At 58.5% G+C, this 26,926-nt stretch carries 18 protein-coding genes; 17 read left to right on the forward strand and 1 reads right to left on the reverse strand.

The features are described 5' to 3' along the window. From ACUXHH_RS04125 to ACUXHH_RS04190, 14 genes are all read left to right on the forward strand, one after another. Positions 1 to 1,134, forward strand: coding sequence for a hypothetical protein (locus tag ACUXHH_RS04125; RefSeq protein ID WP_458390882.1), 1,134 nt, complete (start codon positions 1 to 3; stop codon positions 1,132 to 1,134). A 170-nt stretch (positions 1,135 to 1,304) separates the two neighbouring features. Beyond that, positions 1,305 to 2,588 carry a Mur ligase family protein gene (locus ACUXHH_RS04130; RefSeq protein WP_279754110.1) on the forward strand — a complete coding sequence of 428 codons (1,284 nt, stop codon included), beginning with the start codon at positions 1,305 to 1,307 and terminating at the stop codon, positions 2,586 to 2,588. Then, the gene (locus ACUXHH_RS04135; RefSeq protein ID WP_294632585.1) at positions 2,588 to 3,355 is read left to right on the forward strand and encodes a type 1 glutamine amidotransferase; all 768 of its coding nucleotides are present in this window, start codon (positions 2,588 to 2,590) and stop codon (positions 3,353 to 3,355) included. Before ACUXHH_RS04130 ends, ACUXHH_RS04135 begins: the two co-directional genes overlap by 1 nt. 132 nt (positions 3,356 to 3,487) lie before the next feature. Continuing rightward, on the forward strand, positions 3,488 to 4,246 hold the full coding sequence (locus ACUXHH_RS04140) for a YebC/PmpR family DNA-binding transcriptional regulator (protein WP_279754108.1): 759 nt from the start codon (positions 3,488 to 3,490) through the stop codon (positions 4,244 to 4,246). A gap of 222 nt (positions 4,247 to 4,468) precedes the next feature. After that, positions 4,469 to 5,158, forward strand: a complete 690-nt coding sequence (gene ruvC / locus ACUXHH_RS04145) for a crossover junction endodeoxyribonuclease RuvC (RefSeq protein ID WP_399536696.1) — start codon at positions 4,469 to 4,471, stop codon at positions 5,156 to 5,158. 217 nt (positions 5,159 to 5,375) lie between these two features. After that, positions 5,376 to 5,996, forward strand: coding sequence for a Holliday junction branch migration protein RuvA (ruvA, locus tag ACUXHH_RS04150; RefSeq protein ID WP_005505871.1), 621 nt, complete (start codon positions 5,376 to 5,378; stop codon positions 5,994 to 5,996). A gap of 171 nt (positions 5,997 to 6,167) precedes the next feature. Further along, positions 6,168 to 7,154: a Holliday junction branch migration DNA helicase RuvB gene (ruvB, locus tag ACUXHH_RS04155; protein WP_458391029.1), complete on the forward strand. Its 987-nt coding sequence runs from the start codon at positions 6,168 to 6,170 to the stop codon at positions 7,152 to 7,154. Between the two features lie 337 nt (positions 7,155 to 7,491). Further along, positions 7,492 to 7,851, forward strand: coding sequence for a preprotein translocase subunit YajC (yajC, locus tag ACUXHH_RS04160; RefSeq protein WP_458390883.1), 360 nt, complete (start codon positions 7,492 to 7,494; stop codon positions 7,849 to 7,851). Positions 7,852 to 7,958: 107 nt separating this feature from the next. Further along, on the forward strand, positions 7,959 to 9,650 hold the full coding sequence (secD, locus tag ACUXHH_RS04165; RefSeq protein ID WP_458390884.1) for a protein translocase subunit SecD: 1,692 nt from the start codon (positions 7,959 to 7,961) through the stop codon (positions 9,648 to 9,650). 2 nt (positions 9,651 to 9,652) lie between these two features. Next, entirely contained in the window at positions 9,653 to 10,819 is a 1,167-nt protein-coding gene (gene secF, locus ACUXHH_RS04170; RefSeq protein WP_458390885.1) for a protein translocase subunit SecF, read from the forward strand. 375 nt (positions 10,820 to 11,194) lie between these two features. Continuing rightward, complete coding sequence (locus ACUXHH_RS04175; RefSeq protein ID WP_458390886.1) at positions 11,195 to 13,672, forward strand: RelA/SpoT family protein; 2,478 nt, start codon at positions 11,195 to 11,197, stop codon at positions 13,670 to 13,672. A gap of 405 nt (positions 13,673 to 14,077) precedes the next feature. Beyond that, positions 14,078 to 15,703, forward strand: coding sequence for a type I restriction-modification system subunit M (locus ACUXHH_RS04180; protein WP_458390887.1), 1,626 nt, complete (start codon positions 14,078 to 14,080; stop codon positions 15,701 to 15,703). 11 nt (positions 15,704 to 15,714) lie between these two features. Beyond that, the gene (locus tag ACUXHH_RS04185; RefSeq protein ID WP_458390888.1) at positions 15,715 to 16,914 is read left to right on the forward strand and encodes a restriction endonuclease subunit S; all 1,200 of its coding nucleotides are present in this window, start codon (positions 15,715 to 15,717) and stop codon (positions 16,912 to 16,914) included. 172 nt (positions 16,915 to 17,086) lie between these two features. After that, positions 17,087 to 20,467, forward strand: a complete 3,381-nt coding sequence (locus tag ACUXHH_RS04190) for a type I restriction endonuclease subunit R (protein WP_458390889.1) — start codon at positions 17,087 to 17,089, stop codon at positions 20,465 to 20,467. A 186-nt stretch (positions 20,468 to 20,653) separates the two neighbouring features. Here ACUXHH_RS04190 and ACUXHH_RS04195 read toward each other — a convergent pair whose 3' ends face one another. Then, complete coding sequence (locus ACUXHH_RS04195) at positions 20,654 to 21,922, reverse strand: DUF349 domain-containing protein (protein ID WP_458390890.1); 1,269 nt, start codon at positions 21,920 to 21,922, stop codon at positions 20,654 to 20,656. 293 nt (positions 21,923 to 22,215) lie between these two features. Here ACUXHH_RS04195 and hisS point away from each other — a divergent pair, with 293 nt between their 5' ends. From hisS to aspS, 3 genes are all read left to right on the forward strand, one after another. Beyond that, positions 22,216 to 23,577, forward strand: a complete 1,362-nt coding sequence (gene hisS, locus ACUXHH_RS04200) for a histidine--tRNA ligase (protein WP_279740030.1) — start codon at positions 22,216 to 22,218, stop codon at positions 23,575 to 23,577. 885 nt (positions 23,578 to 24,462) lie between these two features. Further along, complete coding sequence (locus tag ACUXHH_RS04205; RefSeq protein WP_279789039.1) at positions 24,463 to 24,870, forward strand: endonuclease domain-containing protein; 408 nt, start codon at positions 24,463 to 24,465, stop codon at positions 24,868 to 24,870. A gap of 237 nt (positions 24,871 to 25,107) precedes the next feature. Next, positions 25,108 to 26,880 (forward strand): aspartate--tRNA ligase, encoded by a 1,773-nt coding sequence (gene aspS, locus ACUXHH_RS04210; protein WP_279740026.1) that lies wholly within the window; start codon positions 25,108 to 25,110, stop codon positions 26,878 to 26,880. Positions 26,881 to 26,926: the final 46 nt, after the last annotated feature.

A 26,926-nucleotide genomic window follows, 5' to 3' on the forward strand; every position in this document is an offset into this window, starting at 1 on the left:
ATGGACTACCCCAATCTGCTTGAGACTGCTTTCGATGAGTTTAGTGCTGTGCCCGCCGCCGGTAATGAAGCCGGTGCTACTGGTAATTCTGCAGGTGCGCCGCAGCTACTGATTTGGAGGCAGATTCGCTGGTCCAATCGCCGCCCGCTCATTGAGGTAGAACCGGTCGTGCCCGCGCAGCGTGGCGTTCCGAGTGGGGTTCGCATCCAGATTCCGCTGACCCCCGGAGCCTACCTGGGGTTGCGCATTCCACGCGATAGTGAGGGGGAGCCCTACCGCTACTGCGCCGGCTACACCATCGGCGTAAGCGATGACGCAGCTCCCGAAACCCGGGGAGTCTCCGCCGGAATCCGCCGTGTACCCTGCCCCGAAAGTACCCGCATCCAGCGCGGTCAGCAGTGTCCGTGCTGCACCGCCCGCGACGAATTTACCGCTCTGCATAGCGCGCACCTGTACCCCGGAACACTCACCGAATCCATGCGCGCCTATGCCATGCTGGAGCATCGCCTCTACATCGCGACCTTCCCCGACGGCACGCACAAGGTCGGCACGAGCTCCCTGCATTCGACCCCGCGCCGCCTGGATGAGCAGGCGGTCGCCACCGCCACCTACATTGCGCTCGCACCCGATGGGCTTGCCATTCGCCGCGCCGAAGACGCCGTGACCGCCCTCGCGAAGATTCCGCAGGTCAAGCAGGTGGCGAGCAAGTACCGCGCCTGGACGAACCCGCTGCCCGGCGCGCAGCTTCGCACTGCCCATCAGGAGGCGGTCGCCCGCGCCCGCGAAGCGCTCGCCGAACTGGCGCACACCGACCCGGAGGTGCCGCTCACCGCCCTGGATGAGCCGTGGATTCCATCGCTCGCCATGAACCGCCCGTACGCGGCTCTGCGGGCGCAATCGCCCGAACCGCTGGCGCCCTGTGATTCCGGTTTGGGTGATCCTGGCCTGGGTGGTTCCGGAACTGAGAGCGGGTCGGCTGGTTTCTTCTGCACGGGCGCGGCGGGTCAGTTTTTGAGCGCCCACACCGGCGATGCTGACGCGGCGTTCCTGGTGAATACTGCCGCGTGGCGGAATGTGCTGGTGGAGCCGGCACAGGAGTTCACGCGGGTGAGGGTGCAGGGTTCTCTGTTCTAAAAGGGCTCGCTCTTCTAATACCCCCGGTGCGCCGCCCTAGCCGGAGCCCCGCACCAAACCCCCTGAACCAAAACCCCGCACCCCCGCACCAAAATCCCCGCACCCCGCCCCGTCCGGCATGAGCGAACGAGCCCGGCGGACCATTCAGCCGCTGGCGTGCGTGTACTAAAATGGTAAGCATGTCCAAACCCCTCATTCGTCTTCTCGGCCAGGGCGTACGCGCCGCGACTAAGCTTCGCGGCGGCGGCTCCGCCTTCCCCGGCCTTGTCATGGAAAAATTGCACCCCGACTTCGTCGCTGAAGAGCTCGCGAAGCTGCCCTACGGCGTCGTTGTTGTCTCCGGCACGAACGGTAAGACCACCACCACGAAGATGGCTGTGCAGCTGCTTGAAGCTCAGGGTCTGAAGGTTTTCACTAACCGTACCGGTTCGAACTTTGTGCGCGGTGTCGCTGCGGCACTGCTGGGCGAGATGACCCTCGGCGGCAAGCTTGACGCTGATATCGCTGTGCTTGAGCTGGATGAGGCGCACGCCGTGCACTTCGTGAAGGCCGTCAAGCCCGACTACGCCCTGCTGCTGAACGTTCTGCGTGACCAGCTGGACCGCTTCGGTGAGATTGACACGACCCGCCGCATGCTGGCGACCGTCGCCTCCGCAACGACCGGTACCGTGGTGCTCAACCGTGAGGACCCGCGTATCCGCTCCCTCGCTGAGAACGTGCAGCCGGGCGTGACCGTCAAGTATTACGGCCTGGATGAGTCCCTGCGCTCGTACTTCCCCTCGGACGATGAGATGCGCGGCGGCACCGTCGCGAAGGCAACCCTGCCCGAGGCAGACGTCACCCTGACCGCGTTCTCCGGCACCTCCGCAACCTTCGACCTGGCGGGTGTGGAGCGAGTCGGCGAGATCAACCTCTACGGCATTTACAACATCTTCAACGCGGCTGGCGCTATGGCTCTGACCCGCGCCGTCATGGGTGAGAAGCTCAACGAAGATAAGCTCATTGCGGAGCTGACGAAGATTACCCCCGCCTTCGGTCGCGGTGAGACCCTGAACGTGAACGGCCGCCCGCTGCAGCTGCTGCTGGTGAAGAACCCGAGCGGTTTCCGCCTGTCCCTGGCGAGCGCGAACGCTGACGACTACGCCACCATGATCACGATTAACGATCAGTACGCTGACGGTCGTGACGTGTCCTGGCTGTGGGATGTTGACTTCGACAGCTTGAAGAAGACCGGCGTGCAGATGGTTTCGGGTGTGCGTGCCTGGGATATGGCGCTGCGCTTGGAGCATGACGGCGTGAAGGTTGACGAGGTCAACGAGAACCTCGCCGATGCGCTCAAGGGCTTCATTGCCTCCAGCGGTAACGCGCCCATGCGTATTTTCTGCACCTACACCGCAATGCTGGCTCTGCGTGAAGAGCTCGCAAAGATCACTGACGTTGAGAGGGTTTCCTAATGACGGCAACTCACACTTTTGAGGGCACCCCCGCCTCCGGCCCCAATAACGGTAAGACTCTGCGTATTCTGCAGCTGTACCCGCTCGACATGAACATTTACGGCGACTGGGGTAACACTCTGGCGTTGGCTCGTCGCGCGCAGGCGCACGGCTTTGACGTGCAGATTCTGGACCACAACCCCGGTCAGCCTTTCCCGGAAGATGTTGACATCATTCTGGGCGGCGGCGGCCAGGACTCGGGTCAGTCCGTGATTCAGGATGACCTGCACGCGAACGGTGACACGCTGCGCTCGCTGGCTGAGGCTGGCGTGCCGATGCTCGTCATTTGTGGCCTGTACCAGCTGTTCGGCAAGGAATTCCGCACCCGTGAGGGTGAGGCGCTGAAGGGTATCGGCATTTTTGATGCGCACACGGTCGGCGGCGATGACCGCCTGATCGGCAACATTGTTGAGGAGTCTGAGGAGTTCGGCACCGTGATTGGTTTTGAAAACCACTCGGGCCTGACTTACCTGGGTTCCGGCTGCACCCCGCTGGCGACCGTCACCAAGGGCGAGGGCAACAACGTGACCGATGCGTATGAGGGTGCGCGCGTGCACAACGTGATTGGCACCTACCTGCACGGTTCGCTGCTGCCGAAGAACCCGAAGATTTCGGACTACCTGATTGAGCAGGCGGCTCAGCGTAAGTTTGGCGAGTTCACGCCGAACACGATTGACGACTCGCTGGTGGAGAAGGCACGCGCTTCGGCTGCGTCTCGCCCCCGCTAACCTATTCCTGGTGGTGGCGTGCACTTTCTGAGGTGGTGTGCGCCTCCGCTACGGTATAGTTATGTGAGTACAGTACGGTGCGTGGGACGTTTCGCCGTGCCCGCACGGAGGTTTTGACTAAGGGAGATACGAATGTCCGGTCACTCTAAATGGGCGACTACTAAGCACAAGAAGGCCGCTATTGACGCTAAGCGTGCGAAGGCCTTCGCGAAGTTCATTAAGGCAATTGAAGTTGCAGCACGTATGGGCGGTGCTGATATTGCTGGTAACCCCGCTCTTGACCTGGCTGTGTCGAAGGCGAAGAAGAACTCCGTTCCTAACGACAACATTGACCGCGCAATCAAGCGTGGCGCTGGCCTGACCGGTGAGACCATTGACTACACCGAAATCATGTACGAAGCACGCGGCCCGCAGGGTACCGCTCTGTACATTGAGTGTCTGACTGATAACCGTAACCGTGCAGCGTCTGAGGTTCGCCTGGCTGTGACCCGTAACGGCGGTACCATGGCTGACCAGGGTTCGGTTGCGTTCCTCTTCGAGCGTAAGGGCGTTGCTGAGGTCACCAAGACTGACGGCCTGACCGAGGATGACGTTCTGATGGCTGTTCTGGATGCAGGCGCTGAAGAGGTTCTGGACGAGGGCGACGTGTTCACCGTTGTTTCCGCAGCAACCGACCTGCCCGAGATCCGTAAGGCGCTGGACGAGGCTGAGCTCGAGTATAACAATGACGACCCGGTCTTCCGCCCGACTATGCAGGTTGACCTGGACGCTGAGGGTGCTAAGAAGTTCATGAAGCTGGCAGACGCTATTGAAGAGCTTGACGACGTTCAGAACGTCTACTCTAACGCTAATGTTTCTGCTGAGGTTATGGCAGAGCTGGAAGCTGAGTAATCCCTCGGATTCTGATATCTGACGTTTGAAGAAGCCGCTCCTTTAATCGAGCCGCCGTAGGGTGGCTGGTTGGGGGAGTGGCTTCTTAGCGTCTTGGGGATGGCACGAGTAGTGGCCGTACTCGTGGTGACCGTTCTCATGGCGTGCCCTGGTGCCGGGTGCTAGGATTCTGAAGGGCTAGAATCTAGAGATTCTAGAGGAAGTTTGTCGAAAGGGGAGATGATGTCTGCCGCTCAACCTGCCGCACGCGATAGCATGCGTGAGAATCATACCGCCACCGCTGTGGAGCGTGTTTCGGGTGCGACCCGCATTATGGGCGTTGATCCTGGTCTGACTCGCTGTGGCTTCTCCATGCTTGATATGACTGCTAATCGTAAGGCGCACTTCGTGAACGTGGGTGTTGCTGGCACGATCCCGGCGGAGTCCCTGGACCAGCGTATTTTCTGGATTTTCAACGCCGCCTCCCACTGGCTCGACACCTACAAGCCGGACGCCCTCGCCATTGAGCGTGTCTTCGCCCAGGAACAGGTGAACACGGTGATCGGTACGGCGCATGCTTCGGGTGCGGTGATTTCTGCGGCTGCAATGCGCGGCGTGCCGGTGTTCTTCCATACCCCTTCGGAGGTGAAGGCGGCCGTGACCGGTAGCGGCCGTGCCGATAAGGCATCGGTGGGTCGTATGGTGACCCGTATTTTGGGTTTGGATTCCATGCCAAAACCCGCCGACGCTGCCGATGCTCTGGCGATTGCGATTTGTCACGGTTGGCGTGGCGGCGGCATCGGTTCGGGTATTAACATGTCTGCTCAGACGCAGACTCACCAGGGTTCACGCCCTGTTCAGGCTCGTCGTGGCGGGTCGTTGACTCCGGCGCAGCGTGCCTGGATGGAGGCGGAGGCGCGCGCTCGCCGCTAGAGGTGCCTTTGTGGGCTTTTGTACCCCTCGCACTGGCTCGCGTATATTCGCTAAGAAGTTCGAATATATGCTTGATTTCAGAAGAAATATTCTAATATACTTGTAGTGTCTCCCCGTTGAATTGGGGGAGTGCGTTCTGTGGGTGCCGGAGTTCCCGGTGCCCTCACACTGCCGTGAGCCTCTATCTGTGGGCGCGGTGTTGAAAGGTGGAGAGAAAATGATTGCATCCCTGACCGGTCGTGTGGCTCAGGTGGGCCTTGATCATGCGGTGATTAACGTGAACGGTTTCGGCATGCTCGTGTACGCGACTGCGCGTACTCTCTCCAAGCTGCGCACCGGTGAGGAAGCTACCGTGCTGACCACCATGATTGTGCGTGAAGAGTCGATGACTCTCTATGGTTTTTCGGAGCCTGCCGAGCGTGAAGTGTTCGATATGATGCTTTCGGTGTCCGGTATTGGTCCTCGTATTGCCCTGGCGGTGTTGAGCGTTCACACTGCCGCAGAGGTGGAGCGCGCCGTGGCGACCGGTGACGATAAGGCGTTCACGAAGGTTCCCGGTATTGGTCCGAAGGGTGCCCGCCGTATTGTGCTGGAGCTTGCTGGCAAGCTGATTCTCAGTGATGGCCAGACCGATGAGCTGCCGCTGAGTCAGGGCATCGTCTGGAAGCCGCAGGTGCTTGACGCTCTCACCTCCCTGGGCTGGAGTGAGAAGGACGCTTCCGCCGCTATTGACGCTTACGTGCAGCACAACCCTGCCGCAGAGACTGAGCCGGTGGGTGTGGCTCTGCGCGGTGTGCTCGCCTCTTTGGGTACTCAGAACACGGTGGGTCGCCACTAAGCGGCGCGCCCTGTTCGACGTATCCCACTCAAACTTTTGTGAAAGAAGAATTCTATGAGCCAGAATCCCTATGAGCCGCAGCCCGCGGCGTCCCTGGTTTCCGGCGGGTATTTTCCCGGTCAGGTGCCCGGCACTCAGGCATCTTCAGCCCCCGCCCAGCGCCTGGTGGCGATGGAAGAAGAGCCTGAAGAGAAGATGATTGAGGCAGCACTGCGCCCTAAGTCCCTGGACGACTTTGTGGGTCAGCGTCGTGTGCGTCAGCAGCTGTCTCTGGTGCTGGAGGCTTCAAAGATGCGTGGCCGTAGCGCCGATCATGTGTTGCTGTCGGGCCCTCCCGGTCTGGGTAAGACCACTCTCGCGATGATTATTGCGGCAGAGATGGAGGCGCCGCTGCGCATCACCTCCGGCCCGGCGATTCAGTATTCGGGTGATTTGGCGGCGATTCTGTCTTCGCTGACTCCCGGTGAGGTGCTGTTCCTGGATGAGATTCACCGTATGAGCCGCCCGGCTGAGGAAATGCTGTACATGGCGATGGAAGATTTCCGCGTGGACATTGTGGTCGGTAAGGGTGCGGGTGCGACTTCCATTCCGCTGGAGCTGCCGCAGTTCACTCTCGTGGGTGCGACGACCCGTGCAGGTTTGCTGCCCGGCCCTTTGCGTGACCGTTTTGGTTTTACCGGTCACCTGGAGTTCTACTCGGTGGAGGAGCTTGAGCTGGTACTTCGCCGTAGCGCGGGTCTGATGGACATGCAGATCACCTCCGAGGGCTTCACCGAGATTGCTGGTCGTTCCCGCGGCACGCCGCGTATTGCGAACCGTCTGCTGCGCCGTGTGCGTGACTGGGCGCTGGTGAACGGCGTGGATCGTATTAACGCGCATGATGCCGCAACCGCGCTGGACATGTACGAGGTGGATTCACGCGGCCTGGACCGCCTGGACCGTGTCGTGCTGGAGGCGCTGATTCACAAGTTCGGCGGCGGCCCGGTAGGTCTGTCTACCCTCGCTATTGCGGTGGGTGAGGAGACTGAGACCGTGGAGACGGTTGCCGAGCCGTACCTGGTGCGTGAGGGCCTGATTGGTCGCACCCCGCGCGGTCGTGTGGCTCTGCCCGCGGCGTGGGAGCACCTCGGCTTGGAAGCACCCGAAATTCAGCTCTAGTCCCGCATCAACTGATAAAACAGCAGTAGCCCGTGGGAGGTATCAGCCTCCTGCGGGTTTTCTGTGTGCGCTCCTTGTATTTTTCGGCAACGTATCTTTCTGCAACTCTTCTGCAGGCGCTTTTGGGTTCCATCGGGCTCTGCCGGGCTTCTTCTGGGGACAGAAATTACGCCGAGAGAGTCCAAAACTCAGGTTAACCTCACAAAAATGCTGGTTCGGGGCGCTAAAGCTCATGCTCTCGCGTAGGATGGATACGTACTGTATCTACGATTCCACACCTTCTGGTAGGCTCAACCCTCGCGGTGAGCGGCACGGGTGCGGATGTGAAAGTGAGACCATGGATTTTAACCTCCTGATTATGATTGCCATGATGGCGCTGCTGGCATGGATGATGTTCTCCGCCCAGAAGCGTCAGCGTAAGCAGGTGGAGGAACTGCGCGCAATGCAGCAGTCTCTCGTCCTCGGCACCCAGGTGATGACTGGTTCCGGCATCTACGGCACCGTTGTCAGCACTGATTTTGAGAACAATAAGTTGCAGCTTCAGATTGCGGACGGTGTTGTTATTACTCTGGCACTGAACGCGATTATGGCCGTCGTTGAGGAGGAGGCCCCCGCAGCACCCCTGACTGAGGACGTGTACGAGGCTACCGCATCCGAAGCTCCCGCTTCCGATACCTCTTCTGATACTGCTAAGTAGTTCAGAGCGTATGAGCCCGGCGCCCCCATCAGCGGCGTCGGGTTTTCGCGTTACGGAATCTGTAGAACACCAAATCTACACACGAAAATATTCATAGAAGGAACATTATGGCTAAGCGTTCACCGCTTGCAGCCGCGCGAGGGGCGCTCCTCTCGATGGTCCTGCTCATGGTTGTTATGGCTGCCGGTATTTTCGGCACCACCTACTCGGGAGGTTCTTGGGCACCGAAGCTCGCCCTGGACCTTTCGGGTGGTACTCAGATGATTCTTTCTCCGAAGGTCAATGGCTCTTCGGATGAGAACGTCTCCCAGGAGCAGTTGAATCAGGCGGTTGAGATTATTCGTCAGCGCGTTGATGGTGCTGGCGTTTCGGAGGCGGAGGTTACGACCTCCTTCGGCTCGGGTAATAACGTGGTTGTTTCGGTTCCCGGAACGATTAGCGCTGAGACTCGTCAGCTGATTCAGGCGTCTGCAAATATGACGTTCCGCCCGGTGCTGCTGTCTGGTGCCGGTACTGCGGTAGCTGAGAATGCCCGCACTGCGGACGATAAGCTGCCCAAGCCCTCCGCGGAGCCGACTAATGGTTCGGACCGTAACTGGATTACTGCGGACCTGTACAAGCAGTATGAGGCGAAGGACTGCACCGCGGCACGCAATGAGGATGCCGATAGCGCGGACCCGACTAAGCCGATGGTGGCGTGTTCCACTGACGGTCAGGAGAAGTACATTCTTGGTCCTGTGGAGCTGAGCGGTAGCGATATTTCTACCGCAAGCCACTCGCAGGAGACGAGCGGTCAGGGCGTGACTACGGGCCGTTGGGCTGTGAACATTCAGTTCAACGATGAGGCTCGTGAGAAGTTCCAGAACATTACTTCTCGCCTGAACGCGATTCGTGCGCAGAACGCACATGATCCGCGTGCCCGCTTCGCAATTCTGCTGGACGGCAAGGTACTGTCTTCCCCGGTGTCGCAGGCAGTGATTTCTGATGGTAAGCCGCAGATTACCGGTAACTTCACCGAGCAGGAGGCGAAGGCTCTCGCTGATCAACTCAAGTACGGTGCCCTGCCGATTAGCTTCACGATCCAGTCGGAGCAGCAGATTTCTGCGACCCTGGGTTCGGAGCAGCTGCGTGTGGGTCTGCTGACCGGCCTGATTGGTCTGCTGCTGGTGTTCGTGTACTCGCTGTTCCAGTACCGTCTGCTGGGCTTTGTGACGATTGCGTCGCTGATTGTTGCGGGCATCATTTCGTACGAGGCGATTGCGCTGCTGGGCTGGGCGTTGAACTACCGCCTGTCCCTGGCTGGTGTGGCGGGTCTGATTGTGGCGATTGGTGCTACAGCTGACTCGTTTATCGTCTACTTTGAGCGTATCCGTGATGAGGTCCGTGCGGGCCGCACGATCCCGTCGGCGGTGAACCACGGTTGGCAGCGTGCATCCCGCACTATTCTGGCGTCGAAGGCTGTGAACCTGCTGGCTGCTGTGGTGCTGTACGTGGTGTCCGTCGGTTCGGTGAAGGGCTTCGCGTTCACCCTTGGTTTGACTGCGATTGCTGACCTTGTGGTCGTGTACCTGTTCACCCACCCGATGCTGACTCTGCTGGCGAATACCCGTTACTTCGGTGAGGGTCACCGCCATTCGGGTTTGTCGCCTGAGTCGCTGGGCGCTACGCCGCTGTACCGTGGTGCCGGTCGTCTCCGCAGCCCGGGGGAGAAGCAGCTGAGCATTGCTGAGCGTCGCCGTGCAGAGCGTGCCGCCGCTGAGTCTGAGGAGTCTGCTTCTGATGAGAGGAAGGAGAGCTAAGCATGGCTACCGATGTGAAACCTAATGCTTTTGCCCGCTTCGGTAATGACCTGCATTCGGGTGCCCGCTCGTACCCCTTCGTGGGTAAGCGCCGCCTGTGGCTGCTGCTGGCTACTGTGCTGATGGCCGTTTCGGTTCTGATTCCGGCTGTTGGTGGTGGCTTCAACCTGGGTATTGATTTCCGCGGCGGTTCGGAGTTCGTGGTCTCGAAGACCGCGCACGTTGATACTGCTACGGGTGAGCGCATTATTCACGAGAAGGCGAAGGATGCTTCGGACGTTCGCGTAACCAATATTGCGCCGGGTACGATTCGTGCCCAGATGAGCAAGCTCAGCGATGATGAGACTCTGCAGGTGAAGGCCGCTTTGCAGGAGGGTTACGGCGTCTCTGAGAATGACGTGACCTCCTCGTTTGTGGGTCCGACCTGGGGCGCGGATGTGACCCGTCAGGCGTTCTGGGGTCTGGTCGCGTTTGTGGTGCTTGCGCTGATTGGTATGGCGTTCTACTTCCGTACCTGGAAGATGTCGCTGGCGTCTATTGCGGGCCTGTTCTTCACTGTGGTGGTGACGGTTGGCCTGTACGCCGCGTTCGGTTTCGAGATCACCCCGAGTGCAATTATTGGTTTCTTGACGATTCTGAGCTACTCGCTGTACGACTCGGTGGTGGTGTTCGATAAGATCCGTGAGAACACCGAGGATGTGCTGGAACGTCGTGACACGACCTTTGCCGAGCAGATTAACCTGGCGGTGAACCAGACCCTGGTCCGTTCGATTAATACCGCTATTGTGGGTGTTCTGCCGGTGGGCGCGATCTTGTTCATTGGGGCCTTCATCCTGGGTGCGGGTACTTTGCAGGACCTGTCCCTGTCGCTGTTTGTGGGTATTCTGGTGGGCATGTTCGGCACGCTGTTCGTGTCTGCTCCGCTGTATGCTTCGCTGCGTTTGGGGGAGGCTCAGATTCGTGAGCACACCGCGAAGGTGGAGAGCGTCAACCTCAAGGACGCTGACGAGGCTGAGGGTGACTCTTCGGAGGAGCCCGCCGAAGCTGAGAAGTCCAGCAAGTCTAAGGCGCCTGAGGAATCCGCAGAGGAGGAGAAGGCAACCGAGAAGCCCGCTAAGAAGCCGGCACGCGCAACTATTGAGATTCACCGCGTGAACCTGAACGGTTAGCCAGCGTTCCGCCAGCACCACTGGCATCGCTAACGATAGGGGAGTCGATACCGAGAGGTGTCGGCTCCCCTTTAGCGTGCCCGCGGTTTTATATCCGCTGGTTTGTTCCCCATGGCTTGTTCTAGCAGTGGCGTGGGGTAGCAGAGCCGGGGGAGTGGCGCCTCCTTGTTCCCCGCTGAACCTCATGTTCGCCGGGCTAATGTGTCACCGGCCTAATATTTCGCAGCGCGGCATAGTTTACGCACATATTTTGGCTCATATCCGTGCGCTGGGTAGGATAAAGGTAGAAGATACTGCACGCCCGCATCCACGCCTTTCAACGACGAGCAGATTCGGGAGTTCAGGTCATCGCTGTTACGTCCAAAGGAGCCTGGAATGAGTGCAGAACCTGCCGTGAACACCAACGCTGAGAACTCTGCAGGGACCGCCGAGAAGCCCGTGGTTCGGCCCGCTGGCCCGATTCCTCTGCCTGAAACTGATTCGTCTGACGCAAAGAAGAAACGCGGCTCGCACCGCGTCATGGCTGCTGGCGGACGTGTGCCGAACCGCCTGGTCTTCGGTAGCCGCAGCGGCAAGATAGAGGCGCCCGATTCGCACGGCGGCACTATCCGTTTCTCCCCGATGATTGCGCCGGTCGTGCGTGCCGTGCGCCGCTACCACCCGGACGAAGACATCCAGGTGCTGCAGCGCGCCTACGAGGTGGCGAACCGCTGCCACGAGGGTCAGAAGCGTAAGAGTGGCGACCCGTACATCACCCATCCGGTTGCTGTGACCGCGATTCTTGCTGAGATGGGCGCGACCGGCCCCGTGCTCGCCGCTGGCCTGCTGCATGACACGGTGGAAGACACCGATTACACGATGGAGCAGCTTACTGACGAGTTCGGTGAGGAGGTCGCCTACCTGGTCGACGGCGTGACCAAGCTGGACAAGATGACCTATGGCGAGAACGCCTCCATTGAGACGATTCGTAAGCTCGTGCTGTCTATGAGCAAGGACATCCGTGTGCTGCTCATCAAGCTTGCCGACCGCTTGCACAACGCCCGCACCTGGCGTTTTGTGCCGCAGGCTTCTGCCGCGAAGAAGGCAGAAGAGACCCTAAAGATTTACGCGCCGCTCGCGCACCGCCTGGGCCTGAACACGATCAAGTGGGAGCTGGAGGACCTGTCCTTCGCCGCTATGAGCCCGGAAATTTACGCCGAAATGGTGCGCATGGTCGGCGAACGCACCCCCGCCCTCGAAAAGTTCCTGAACGAGGCGCGCACCAAGATTAAGGAGCGCCTGGCGCAGGTCGGTATTGAGGCGACCGTAACGGGCCGCCCCAAGCACTACTACTCGATTCATCAGAAGATGAAGACGAAGGGCCGCAGCTTCGACGAGATTAATGACATTCTCGCCGTGCGTATCATGGTTGAGGAAGAGGCAGAGTGCTACACCGTGCTCGGTCACGTGCTGTCCTTGTGGCCGTCGATGACGGGTCGTTTCAAGGACTACATTAAGAACCCGAAGAACAATAACTACCAGTCGTTGCATTTGACTGTGTACGGTCCGGGTAACCTGCCGCTTGAAATTCAGATCCGCACCTACAAGATGCACGAAGAGGCCGAGTATGGTGTGGCGGCGCACTGGCGCTACAAGGCGGCGTCGCGCGGTGAGAAGGTCGCAGCTCGTGGCGGCGCGCCCGCGAAGGACCCGAAGGAGCCGGGCACCCAGACCTCGGCGATGATGAACGTCGGCATCCTGCAGTCCATCGCCGAAATTTCGAACTCCAACCCCGAGTCGGAGAAGTTCTACGAGTCGCTGGCAGACACCCTCGACACCGACGAAATCGTCGTACTCACCCCCAACGGCGAAGCAATCGCCCTGCCCAACGGCTCCACCCCCGTGGACTTTGCCTACGCCATCCACAGCGAGGTCGGCGACCGCACCGTCGGCGCGAAGGTCAACGGCCGCCTCGTACCGCTGCACACGGTCCTGCCCACCGGCGCCACCGTCGAAATCATGACAACGAAGAACGAGGATGCTGGCCCCAGCGAGGACTGGCTGAAGTTCGTTCGCTCCTCACGCGCTCGCACGAAGATCCGTCAGTATTTTGCGAAGGAACGCCGCCTGGAGGCGCTGCTCGCCGGCCGCGAGATGCTGACGAAGAGCATGCGTAACAGTGAGTTGCCGTTGCAGAAGATGATGAGCCCGGAGATTATGACTCAGGTGGCTCAGCTGCTGCACAAGAATGATGTGGCGTCGCTGTACCGTGCGATTGGTGAGCATGAGATTGCGCCGAAGCAGGTCATCGAAACTCTGGTTGAGGTGCATCGCGGCGATGAGCCGGCGCCTGAGGTTGAGGTCAGTGACTTTGACGAGACGCTGCTGAAGTCCACCCGCAAGGCGATTGGCGATAACGGCGTGATTGTGCCGGGTGCTGAGGGCGTGTTGACGAAGATTGCGCGCTGCTGCACCCCGGTTCCTCCGGATGACATTATCGGCATTGTGACCCGCTACAACGGTATTTCGGTGCACCGCCGAGATTGCCCGAACATGCGTAACGCTGATGAGGAGCCGCGCGTGACCACGGTCAAGTGGGCGTCTTCGCCGACTGCTACGTACCGTGTGCAGATTCAGGTGGAGGCGCTGGACCGTAAGGGCCTGCTGAGCGACCTGATCCGTGCAATCTCTGAGTCGGGCGTGAACATCCTGGATGCGCGCGTGCATACCTCGGAGGATCGTACCGTGGTGGACCGCTTCGCCCTGGAGCTGGGTGACCGCTTCATGCTGGAGCACGTGCTGAACGTGGTCCGTAACGTGACGGGCGTGTACAAGGCGTACCGCCTGACCGGCGCGAAACCCTCGGAGGCGTAAATACTTTTCTACGCCCAGAAGCCACATGTGTTTCGAAAAGCCACTTCTTTGGTGGCTTCTCGAAACACATGTGGCTTTTCGCCGTTCATAGGGGAGGGTCGGGGACTTCTTCGATAGGTTAGTGTCTTCACTACGGGTTAAAGACCCACTGTGAAGACACTAACCTATCGAAACAACCAGTGGCTCGGCGACGACGAACCGGCGAGTGCGGGGTCTGAGGAACCCGTATACTGAAAGAGTTCGCGCCGCCGGGTACGAAACGGCTTGTGGAAGCTATGAACGCTCCCACCGAGCAGGGCTTCTGAACCCGGGCTGGCGCATGTGTACGACCGGGACCGCACAGGTCCCAAACTTTTGATGTTTCTGCGACGAGAAACGATAACTATTGAGAGGTTGACCGCCCCTATGACGACGCAGTCTACGGATTCTTCCGCTACTACTGACGAGCACCGTAACCGTAACGCTGAGCGTGCGCAGCTGCACTCTACGATTTGGCGTATTGCGAATGACCTGCGCGGTTCGGTAGACGGCTGGGACTTTAAGCAGTACGTGCTGGGTATGCTGTTCTACCGTTACCTCTCTGAGAGCCAGGTGCGCTTTGTGGAGAAGAAGTACGGTCTGGATCAGGCTTTTGAACAGATTCCTGATGAAGCTTTTGATGAGGATACTCGCCGCATGCTGGTGGAGGAGCGTGGCTTCCTGCTGCTGCCCTCTCAGCTGTTCTCTGTGGTGCATGCGAAGGCGCGTCAGGATCAGAACCTGAATGAGACCCTGGCGAACGTGTTCAAGGCATTCGAGGAGTCGGCGCGCGGTACTGAGTCTGAGAACAACGTGAAGGGCCTCTTCGACGACTTCGTACTGGACTCAAACAAGCTGGGTGTGAGCCCTGCGGCTCGTCACGAGAACCTGCTCAAGCTCATGGATGCTGTGGCGGATATGAACCTGGGTAAGGACTACGAGGATAGCGAGAATGATGCATTCGGTGACGCCTACGAGTACCTGATGGGCATGTACGCGGCGAATGCGGGTAAGAGTGGCGGCGAGTACTACACTCCGCAGGAGGTTTCGGAGCTGCTGGCGAAGATTGCCATGGATGGCCGTGAGGCTGAGCAGATTCGTACCGTGTATGACCCGGCGTGTGGTTCGGGTTCGCTGCTGTTGAAGTTTAAGCGTGAGCTGGGTAAGAACTCGGACGGCCTGCGTTTTGTGGGTCAGGAGATTAACCTGACGACCTATAACCTGTGCCGTATGAACATGATGCTGCACGGTGTGCCGGTGGATGATTTCAGTATTGCGCACGGTGATACTCTGATTGATCCGAAGCATCGTGGTGGTGCGGGCGGTGATTTTGAGGAGCCGTTTGGGGCGATTGTGTCTAACCCTCCGTATTCGACGAAGTGGAAGGGTGATGATGACCCGACCCTGATTCATGATGACCGTTATGCCCCGGCGGCTGTGTTGGCGCCTAAGTCGAAGGCTGATTTGGCGTTTACGATGCATATGTTGGCGTCTCTGGATGAGGCGGGTACGGCTGCTATCGTTGAGTTCCCGGGTGTGCTATACCGTGGCGGTGCGGAGCGTAAGATTCGTGAGTATCTGTTGAAGCAGAACGTGGTGGATGCTGTGATTCAGCTGCCTGCCAACCTGTTCTATGGTACGAGCATTGCGACCTGCATTTTGGTGTTGAAGAAGGGTCGTCGAAAGGACCATTCGGTGCTGTTCGTAGATGCTTCGCAACTCTTTGATAAGGGCACGAACCAGAATATTCTGGGTAAGTCGCACCGCGAGAAGATTCTTGAGGTGCTGGCGGCTCGTGAGGAGCGTGAGCATTTCTCGGCGCGGGTTCCGGTGGAGAAGCTGCTGGAGCAGGAGGCGAACCTGGCGGTGTCGAGCTGGGTTGAGCCGGAGGATACCCGTGAGCGTGTGGACATTGTCGAGCTGAATTCTCGGATTGAGGGTATTGTGGCTCGTCAGGCGCAGTTGCGTGTGGAGATTGACGCTATTGTGGCGCGCCTGGAAGGCGGCAAGTAGTCGTGGTCGAGGTGACGAATTATATTGACCGCCTGGTGGCTGAGCTCTGCCCGGACGGGGTAGAGTACCGCCCTATTGAGGAACTGTTCACTACCCGTAATGGCTATACCCCGTCTAAGTCCAATAGCAGCTATTGGGCGAACGGAACTGTTCCTTGGTTCCGCATGGAAGATATTCGTGAAAATGGCGGAATTCTTTCAAAATCTTTGCAATCCGTTCATGAAAGCGCTTTGAAAAAGGGCGGGATGTTCCCCTCAGGTTCAATCATTGTGGCAACTTCTGCGACGATTGGTGAGCACGCGCTGATTAATGTAGATTTTTTGTGCAATCAAAGGTTTACTGTTCTGATTCTTAAAGACGAATTTAAGAACCTTTTGTCTCCCAAATTCCTCTACTACTATTCGTTTGTCCTGGACCGTTGGTGCCTTGCAAATACTACGCAGTCTAGTTTTGCCAGCGTGGATATGAAACGTTTCAAGAAGTTTGAGTTTCCTGTTCCTCCCTTGGAGATTCAGGAAGCGATTGTTGAAATTCTTGACAAATTCACGAACCTGGAAGCGGAGCTGGAAGCGGAGCTGGAAGCGCGTACTCTGCAATACGAGTACTACCGTGATTCACTCTTCGAAACCCTCAACTGCCCCCGTAATCCGCTAGGCTCTTTTGCTCAATACTCGAAAGACCGAAAAAAGGACGACTCTACGGTAACGGCATATGTTGGGGTAGAGAATCTAAAAAGCGATTTCCAAGGTTGTACTCCAACTGAAAGCACAAATCCTGGGGTTATTTTCCGAAAGGATGACATTCTTCTTGGAAATATTCGACCGTACCTCAGGAAAATGTGGCGTGCTGATTCTGATGGCGTTGCAAGCCCCGATGTTCTCGTTGTAAGAATCCGTGACGAATTCTCGGAAAATATCTCATCTCGATATCTCTATCATCTGCTGGCTTCAAATGAATTTGTTGGATACAACGTTGCGCATTCCAGAGGAGGTAAGATGCCTCGTGGAAATAAAACAAAAATCCTTGAATTTGAAGCACCAATTCCGCCTCTGGAGGAGCAGCAGCGCATTGTCGATATTCTCGACCGCTTCGACGCACTAACCAGCAGCCTCTCCGAGGGTCTCCCCGCAGAGCTTGCAGCGCGTCGCAGCCAATACGAATACTACCGCGACCGGCTACTCACCTTCCCCCGCAAGGGCGAAAACCAGTAGCCACCCGCGCATCAACTGCGCATCATGCGTGAACCCCGTGCAGGGGCGGCACCCCCACCCCTGCACGGGCCGCTAGACCTCAACCATATACCTCAACACACTCAACAAACCGGGCTCACCAATCCTGAGCCCAACCATCCACACACTCAATCCCTGCGCAAAGGAGCACCCCGTGGAAACCGTACCCAACCACCCCCGCCCCGCCAAAGGACGCACCGAAAGCATCCTCAGCTCGGACGACTTCACCGTCATCGTTAAGCTCAAGGGATCAGACCTCCACGAGGAATGGAAGGCCCAGCAACAGCAGAAGCGCGAGCACCAGAGCGAAGCGCAGCTCGAAGCCGAACTCATCGAAACCCTCAAAACCCAGGGCTACGACTACCAGCCGGACCTCACCGACGAAGCCGCGCTCATCCGTAACCTACGCAAACAGCTCGAACGCCTCAACACCCGCGCCGAAGAAGGCGCCTACGGCCCCAACAGCGGCTTCCACTTCACCGACGAAGAATTCAACCGCCTACTCACCGAACACATCGCCCGCTCCAACGACGGCATCCTGGAGAAGGCCAAGCTCATCCAGGAAGAACGCTTCATCGACTTCCGCCTCGACAACGGCACCCTGCGCAACATCATGCTCATCGACGCCGCCTACCCCGCACGCAACCGCATGCAGGTCATCAACCAGTACCGCGTGCCCACTGCCAACGGAAAGGTACTCAACCGCTACGACGTGACCATCCTCGTCAACGGCCTGCCCCTCGTACACATCGAACTCAAGAAGCGCAACGTGAGCATCCGCGAAGCCTTCAATCAGATCGAGCGATACCAGAACGAAGGCTTCCAGCAGGACAAGCACCGCCTCTTCGAATACGCCCAGATCTTCGTCATCAGCAACGGCTTCGAAACCAAATACTACTCCAATACCGTGCGCCACAAGCACGTCGAAGACCAGCAGAAAACCGGCCGTAAGACTGCCTCCGGCGGCTCCGCAGGCAAGAGCTTCGACTTCACCAGCTACTGGTCAGACGAACAGAACAACCGAATCAACGACCTGATCCTCTTCGCGCGCACCTTCCTCACCCGCCACACCCTCGCAAACATCCTGACCCGCTACTGCATCTTCACCGTAGGCCAGGACCTGCTCGTCATGCGCCCCTACCAGATCGCGGCAACCGAGAAAATCATTAAGCGCGTCGAAATCGCCAACAACGACCCCAAGCTGCTCGGCACCAAAGAAGCCGGCGGCTACATCTGGCACACCACCGGCAGCGGCAAAACCCTCACCAGCTTCAAAACCGCACGCCGCCTGGCAGAAACCGGACTCGTCGACAAGGTACTCTTCGTCGTGGACCGCAAGGACCTCGACTACCAGACCATGCTCGAATATAACAACTTCCAGGCAGACTCCGTCAGCTCCACCGGCAGCACCCGCGAACTCAGCAACCGCCTCGCCGACCGTGGAACCAACATCGTAGTCACCACCATCCACAAACTGTCTAACCTCATCACCGCCGAACCCGAACACCCCGTCTACGGCCAGCGCGTAGCCATCATCTTCGACGAATGCCACCGCTCCCAGTTCGGCCGCATGAACACCGCCATCAAGAAAAGCTTCAAGAAGTACAGCATGTTCGGGTTCACCGGAACCCCCATCTTCGACAAGAACTCCGCAGGCGGCCCCGGCACCACCACCGTCGAAGTCTTCGGCGACTGCCTGCACACCTACACCGTCGTTGACGCCATCAACGACAAGAACGTGCTGAAATTCCACCTGGAATACACCAACACCAGCCCCCACTTCGCCGAACTCGAAGAAACCTCCTACGCAGAAGAAATCGCCGCCGAACACGCTGAAACCCCCGACGCAAAGGAACTCGCCAAGTTCGCAAAGAGCAAGGAAGTACTCGAAAGCCCCGAACGTATCGAAGCCGTAGCCACCTACATTCTGGACAACTACGACCGCAAAACCAACCAGAGCGCAGCCACCAGCTACGACATCAAAAAGACCCGCACCATCAACGGCGTCACCGAACACTACGTACAGCGTGTGCGCGGCTTTAACTCGATCCTGGCAACCTCGTCTATTGATGCCGCCTGCACCTACTACGACGCCATCAACACCCTGCAAGAAGAACGCATCGCAGACGGCACACTGCGCCCCGAACAGAAGCTCAAGGTCGCCATCATCTACTCGCAGGGCAACGGTGGGCAGCTCTTCGACACCTTTGGTGAAGAAGAAAACTTCACCTTCGCTACCGAAGACACCGGCAGCCGCATGGACGGCTTCCTCGAAGACTACAACACCATGTTCGGCACCAACTTCAGCACCGACGGTGACTCCTTTGACAACTACTACAAGAACGTCTCCCGCCGCATGAAGGTACGCGAACTGGACCTGCTCATTGTCGTGAACATGTTCCTGACCGGCTTCGACTCTAAGACTGTCAACACCCTCTGGGTAGACAAGAACCTGAAGATGCACGGACTGGTGCAGGCATACAGCCGCACCAACCGAATCCTCAACTCGCTCAAGCCCTCCGGCAACATCGTGTGCTTCCGCGACCTCGAACAGGCAACCAAGGACGCCTTCACCCTCTTCGGCGACACCGAAAACAGCAGCGGCCAGTCCGCCCTCGACATCGCCTTCACCCGACCCTACAAGGAAGCCTACGCCGCATACGACAAGGCCGTATCTGAACTGCGCGAAGAATTCCCCATAGACGAGGGCGGCTCCATCACCGTGGACACCACCGAAGACAAGGCCCGCTACATCGAGCTGATGAACCAGGTGCTTAAACTGCAGCAGGAACTGCGCGTGCACGATGAGTTCATCCGCGACGGTGGCAACGAACTAATCAGCGACTACGACATGCAGGGCTACACCGGTGTCTACAACGACATCTACGAAGAGATTCGTGAACAGCGCAAGGCACAGGAAGAAGGAACCGATGAGGGCGAGGAGAGGACTGATGAGGTCGACCCGTTCGCTGGTGTCCACTTCCTCACTGAGCTGGTGAAGCAGCAGGAAGTCGGTGTGCTCTACATCCTTGAGCTCGTCAAGGCAGCCCGCGCCGTACGCCATGGCAAGGCCGACGCGGCAGGTGAGAACAGCACCGCCGAAACCGCCCAGGACAGCGTGGAGTACTTCCGTGACCGCGTGCGCCTCGCAATTCGTAACGACGCTGACCTGCGCGAAAGCGGCGACATCATCGAGGACTACTTCGATACCTACCTGAACGAGTCCGAAGACCACGACGTGCAGGAACACTTCCACCACTACGTGACCGACCGCCGCACCCGCGAAGAAGACACTATCGTGAAGGATGAAGAGCTGGACTCCGTAGAGACCCAGCGCGTCGTCAACCGTGCGCTCAAGGAAAACCGCCGCACCATTCCCGGCAAGATCAGCCGCCTGGTCAAGGGTAAGATTTCGCTCTTTGGCGGCAAGCTCGGCGGCGCGAAGACTGAGGACGCAGCAACCAAGGCGAAGCGTGTGAAGCAGAAGCTGGAGAAGCATATCGTTCGCTTCATGCCGTTCCTCGGTGGCAACTAACCCTGCGGTTATTTGCCCAGAGGTAATCCGCCCAGAAGCCACATATGTTTCGAAAAGCCACGATAATGGTAGCTTCTCAAAACACATGTGGCTTCTCGGTGTTAATGAGACAAGTAACCCGGGGCGCCAGCCTCTAGCAGCCAGCACCCCGGGCACTTACCTGTCGGCTAGAACTCCGGCTAGACCCTAGTTGCCGAAGCCCTGTAGGGTTGCTGCCCAGGCGCGGCGCGCCTCCAGAGCTTCCTTAGCCTTGGCGATCTTCTTGGAGTCGCCGCCCTTCTCAGCTGCGGCGAGCTCTGCCTCCAGTTCGGCGAGGGAGTCCTCAATCTGTGCGAGCAGGGAGTTCGCGCGGGCTGCCTTGGCGGGGTCGTTGCGCTTCCACTTTGCTTCTTCGGCGCCGTTGATTTCGTCCTGAATACGGCGCAGTTCGCCGTCGACGCGGCGCAGGTCGTTGCGGGGCACGCGGCCTGCCGCATCCCAGCGGTCCAGGATCTTGTCGAAGGCTGCCTTTGCAGCCTCAATGTCTTCGACGGGCAGGAGTGCGCGTGCTTCTTCGAGCAGTGCTTCCTTGACCTTGAGGTTTTCGGCGTAGACTGCGTCCTGCGCTGCTTCGGCTTCGTTACGGGCGTTGAAGAACACGTCCTGTGCCGCGCGGAAGCGTGCCCACAGCTTGTCGTCCTCACGACGGTGGCCGCGGGGTACCTGCTTCCAGGCACGCATCAGGTCGCCGTATGCGCGGGAAGCCTCAGACCAGTCAGTGGAGGTGGACAGCTCTTCCGCACGAGCAATCAGCTCTTCCTTGGCACGCTTGATGCGTGCGTTGCGGTCGTCCAGCTGCGAGAAGTGCGCGCGGCGGTTGCGGTCGAAGGTGGTGCGAGCTGCACGGAAACGCTTCCACAGCTCGTCCTCTACGCTCTTTGCCAGGTGAATTTCGCGCTGTGCCTTCTTCCACGCTTCGAACAGTTCGTTCATGCGGGAGTGGGAGTTCTTCCAGTGAATCTGGTCAGGGTCCTGGCCGGCAATCTGTTCGGCTTCGGCGACGATTTCTTCACGGACGGCGAGGGCGCGTTCACGGTTTTCGCTGCGTGCCTGCTGCTGCTTTTCGCCGAGTTCAGTGATCTGCTCTGCGAGGGAGATGAGGCGCTTCTGCAGGCCGGTGTAGTCGCCGACCATGTTGCGCACACCGATTTGTGCGCCGATGGAGGTGATGCCCTTCTGCAGGTCTGCGGCAGGGGCGTTGTTGGCGAGGCGGGATTCGAGCAGGGAAACCTGCGCCTCGACATTTTCAAATTTGCGGGCGAAGTAGCTGAGTGCTTCTTCTTCGGAGGCGCCGGGCAGCTGGCCTACTGCGTATTCTTCGCCGTCGACAATGACGAAGACGTGGCCGTCCTCGGAGACGCGGCCGTACTGGCGTGCCTTTTCGAGGTTTACAGTGTCGTCGGGTTTGGTAGTCACCGCTATAACTCTTTCACTCGGGGGTGCTGGGGGTGGGGCGCCTATGCGCTGTTCCCAGTGGTGGGCACCCGTTTGGGTGTGCGTGTGCACCTCCTAAGCATAGCCTCTGTGGGGTGTGTGTGAGTAGTGTCTGGTCGTGTTGTGTTGTGGGCGAACCTGCTAGCCGCGGGTTTGTGCGGGTTGTGCTGGGGGAGTGGGTGCTGTGCTGGGGTGGGTGTTGGTATGATGGGTAGATATGCCCGGAGGTGTTCCGGGGGTTTTGTTGTCGAGTTCTTTGTCAAGGAGTATCGCGTATGGCTCGCAAGGCTTCGCTGTCTGGTTTTCCCGAGTACCTTCCGGCTGAGCGGTTGGTTGAGAATCATGTTCTGGACACTTTGCGTGAGACTTTTGAGTTGCACGGTTTCTCCCCGATTGAGACTCGTTCGGTAGAGACTATTGAGCAGCTGCTGCGCAAGGGTGAGATTGACAAGGAAGTTTACGCAATTTCTCGCCTGCAGGAGGATGAGGCTGCTAAGGCTAAGGAAAAGCTGGCTCTGCACTTTGATCTGACTGTGCCGTTTGCCCGTTACGTGGTGGAGAACGCCGGTTACCTGAATTTCCCGTTCTCGCGTTACCAGATTCAGAAGGTGTGGCGTGGTGAGCGTCCGCAGGAGGGTCGTGCCCGCGAGTTCACTCAGGCTGATATTGACGTGGTTGGTGACGGCGAGCTGCCGTTCCGTTACGACGTGACCCTGGCGCTGGTTGTTGTTGATGCGCTGTCGAAGCTGCCGATTCCTGAGTTCAAGCTGCGTGTGAATAACCGCAAGCTGGCTGAGGGTTTCTACCTGGGTCTGGGTTTGACTGATACTGCGGCTGTTCTGCGTTCTATTGACAAGCTGGAGAAGATCGGTGTTGAGCGCGTGGCTGAGGAGCTGCAGGCTGAGGCTGGTGCGAGCGCGGATGCTGCCGCTGCCGCTCTGGAGCTGGCGCAGATCCGCACTGAGGATGCTTCTTTTGTGGAGCAGGTGCGTGCGCTTGCCGCTAAGTATTCGGTGGAGCATGAGCTGCTGGATCAGGGTCTTGCTGAGCTGGCTGAGGTCATTGAGGAGGCGTCTCGCCGTGCGCCGGGTAAGGTGCTGGCTGACCTGTCGATTGCTCGTGGCCTGGACTACTACACTGGCACCGTGTATGAGACTGTGCTGGTTGGTCACGAGTCGCTGGGTTCGATCTGCTCGGGTGGCCGTTATGAGTCGCTGGCGTCGAATGGTAAGAAGACATACCCGGGTGTTGGCCTGTCGATTGGGGTGACCCGTGTGGTGGCTCGTATTCTGTCGCAGGGTTTTGCGCAGGCGAGCCGTAAGGTGCCTTCGGCTGTGTTTGTTGCCTTGACGAATGATGAGGGCTGGTCTGCTGCGAATGATGTTGCGGATGCACTGCGTGCCCGCGGTATCGCCTGCGAGGTGTCTGCGAATGCGGCGAAGTTCGGTAAGCAGATTAAGTACGCTGAGAAGCGCGGCATTCCGTTCGTGTGGTTCATTTCCTCGGATGAGTCGGGTGCCCCGGTTCACGAGGTGAAGGACATCCGTTCGGGTGAGCAGGTTGCTGCTGATCCGGCTTCGTGGATGCCGCCGGCTGAGGACCTGCACGTTCAGATTGTGCGTGCTGAGGGCCTGTAAATAGTAGGTAAATAGTAGGGGCCCGTCATACCCTGTGGGGTTTGGCCACTGTAGTATCTGACTACTCTAAGCCTGGATATGTACCCGCCTGGTGGGGAGGATTGACCTCCTTGCCGGGCGGGTTTTTGTTGCGCTGTGTGGATTTGTACTGGGCAGATTTGTGCCATGGGTTAGTGTCTTCTGCCATGGTTTTTACCTACGACAGAAGACACTAACCCATGGCACAAAAATTCTGAGATACAACCTAAACCTGTGGATAGTGGATATTTCCCTAAAAACAGCGAAGTTATCCACAGATTTCACGAACAGATTCCACGACTTCGCAGAGACTGTCAGGATAAAGCCATGAATACCGTAAATATCCTGAATCCCCAAACCCCAGCCGTGCAAGGCCCAATCACACGTGCAGCCGAGCTATACCCTCTCGTGCTCACCCCTCGCATCCTTAACTCACGAGGCATTGGAGCCCGGCATATCCGTGCGATGATAGCGGCAGGAACATTGCAACGTATTCAGCGAGGAGCCTATATTTACACCCGCGATGCTCAGGTGCTCACTCCTGATGAGCGGCTCGCGGTACGGTGCATTGCCGCCTACCTCATGGGTCTTCAGGGGGTTTTCTCACACACATCAGCAGCTGCACTCTGGGGGCTAGATGTACTCAACGTGCCTTCAATCGTGCATGTGTACAGTACCGCCACTAGCCCATCCGATAGGGGGCGCATCTGCAGGCATAGGCGAGGTTTTGACCCTAATGCAGTGACCGCAATACCCGGTACACACGTCATGGCGACAACGGTGGCTCGTACACTGCAGGATTGCGCTCGCACTATGCCCTTTCGGGAGGCGGTAGTCCTCGCCGACTCCATCATGCGGCGGGGACTAATGGAACCCCACGAAGTTATCGAGACTCTGCTGAATCTCACCGGCTATGGCGGTTCCGCAGGGCCCCTCCTGGCACAGGCGGTGGATGCATCCAGCGAGTCGGCTGGTGAAAGCCTCACCCGGTGCCTACTCATGGAACATGAGTTACCTACCCCCATGACGCAGTACCCGATTTCGTGCGAGGGGCGTAACTATCGGGTGGACTTCGCCTGGCCCGAGGCGCGGGTGATTCTCGAGTTCGACGGCGAACAGAAATACGTGGACCACCCCGGCAGGGACCGCTACGAGGCTGCCCGTGACCGCGCTCTAACCCGCGCCGGCTGGAGAATCGTGCATCTAACCTGGGCTGATATTTTTCAGAAAGAGCGGGAATTTATTGCCCATCTTCGGGGACTGCTCATACGGTAAGGCTAACGCTACAAATTTCGACCATAGGTTAGTGTCTTCTGCCATGATTTTTAACTACGACAAAAGATACTAACCTATGGTACAAACCCGCGTCCTGCCTCCACACCCTATTTTCTGCCCTCGACATGCCTAGAGGGGATACAATATATGAGGCGCACGCAGTGTGCGCATATCATCAACCGCGTGTACCCGGCTACTGTCTATAGTCGTGAGGTGCGCGCTATGAAAGGAATGTCTGTGCTTCGCACTCACACCAACGGCGAGCTGACCGCCGCAAATATTGGAGAGACTGTTACCCTGACCGGTTGGGTGGCTCGCCGCCGCGACCACGGTGGTGTCGCCTTCGTTGACCTGCGTGACCGCGAGGGCGTCACCCAGTGCGTTTTCCACAATGAGGCTGACTTTGAGCACCTGCGTAATGAGTACGTTCTGCGCGTGACCGGCCAGGTTTCTAAGCGCCCGGAGGGTAACGAGAACCCGAACCTGGCGACTGGCGAGATTGAGGTTGAGGTGTCCGCCGTTGAGGTGCTGAACACTGCCGCTCCGCTACCTTTCCAGATTGACGAGCACGTTGAGGTGGGTGAGGAGGCGCGCCTGCGCTACCGCTACCTGGATCTTCGCCGCCCGGAGCCGGCCCGCATTATGCGCCTGCGTTCGGACGCGAACCGTGCGGCACGCAACCTGCTGGCCGAGGACGGCTACATTGAGGTTGAGACCCCGACCCTGACCCGTTCCACCCCTGAGGGTGCGCGTGACTTCCTGGTGCCGGCTCGTCTGGCTCCGGGTTCTTGGTACGCGTTGCCGCAGTCCCCGCAGCTGTTCAAGCAGCTGCTGCAGGTGGGCGGTATTGAGAAGTACTACCAGATTGCTCGCTGCTACCGTGACGAGGATTTCCGTGCGGACCGTCAGCCTGAGTTCACTCAGCTGGACATTGAGGCTTCGTTCGTTGATCAGGAAGACATCATTGACCTGGGCGAACGCATCGTTGAGGCTGTGTGGAACCTGATTGATGTGAAGGTTCCCCGCCCGATTCAGCGCATGACCTACAAGGATGCGATGGAGAAGTACGGTTCGGATAAGCCTGACCTGCGTTTTGGTCTGGAGCTGACTGAGCTGACCGAGTACTTCAAGGACACCACATTCCGCGTGTTCAAGGCTCCTTACGTGGGTGCTGTGGTCATGCCCGGTGGTGCTTCTCAGCCTCGCCGTACTTTGGACGCTTGGCAGGAATGGGCTAAGCAGCGTGGTGCTAAGGGCCTGGCTTATGTCCTCATTCAGGAGGATGGCGAGCTGACCGGTCCGGTTGCTAAGAACATTACTGATGCTGAGCGTGCTGGCCTGGCTGAGGCTACCGGCGCGAAGCCCGGCGACTGCATCTTCTTCGCTGCTGGGGAGGCTAAGGCTTCCCGCGCACTGCTGGGTGCTGCGCGTGTTGAGATTGGTCACCGTACCGGCCTGATTAAGGACGGCGAGTGGTCCTTCGTGTGGGTTGTTGACGCTCCCATGTTCGAGTCTTCTGCTGACGCTACTGAGTCCGGTGACGTGGCTCTGGGCCACTCCGCGTGGACTGCTGTGCACCACGCGTTCACCTCCCCGAAGCCCGAGTTCATGGATACTTTCGACACCGACCCGGGTTCGGCTCTGGCGTACGCTTACGACATTGTCTGCAACGGTAACGAGATTGGTGGCGGTTCGATCCGTATTCACCGCCGTGACGTGCAGGAACGCGTGTTCGCTGTGATGGGCATTGGTGAGGAAGAGGCTCAGGAGAAGTTCGGCTTCCTGCTGGATGCGTTCAAGTACGGCGCACCGCCCATGGGTGGTATTGCGTTCGGTTGGGACCGTATTGTGTCTCTGCTGGCTGGCGTTGATTCGATCCGCGAGGTTATTGCGTTCCCGAAGACCGGTAATGGTTACGATCCGCTGACTGCGGCTCCTGCACCGATTACTCCGGAGCAGCGTAAGGAAGCTGGCGTTGATTTCAAGCCGAAGAAGAAGGACGAAGAGTAGTTAGTCTTCTCTAGTCTTTGGTCATGCGCCCCGTAGGGGTGTGGGC

The sequence above is a fragment of the Rothia sp. 110740021-2 genome (genome assembly GCF_054263775.1).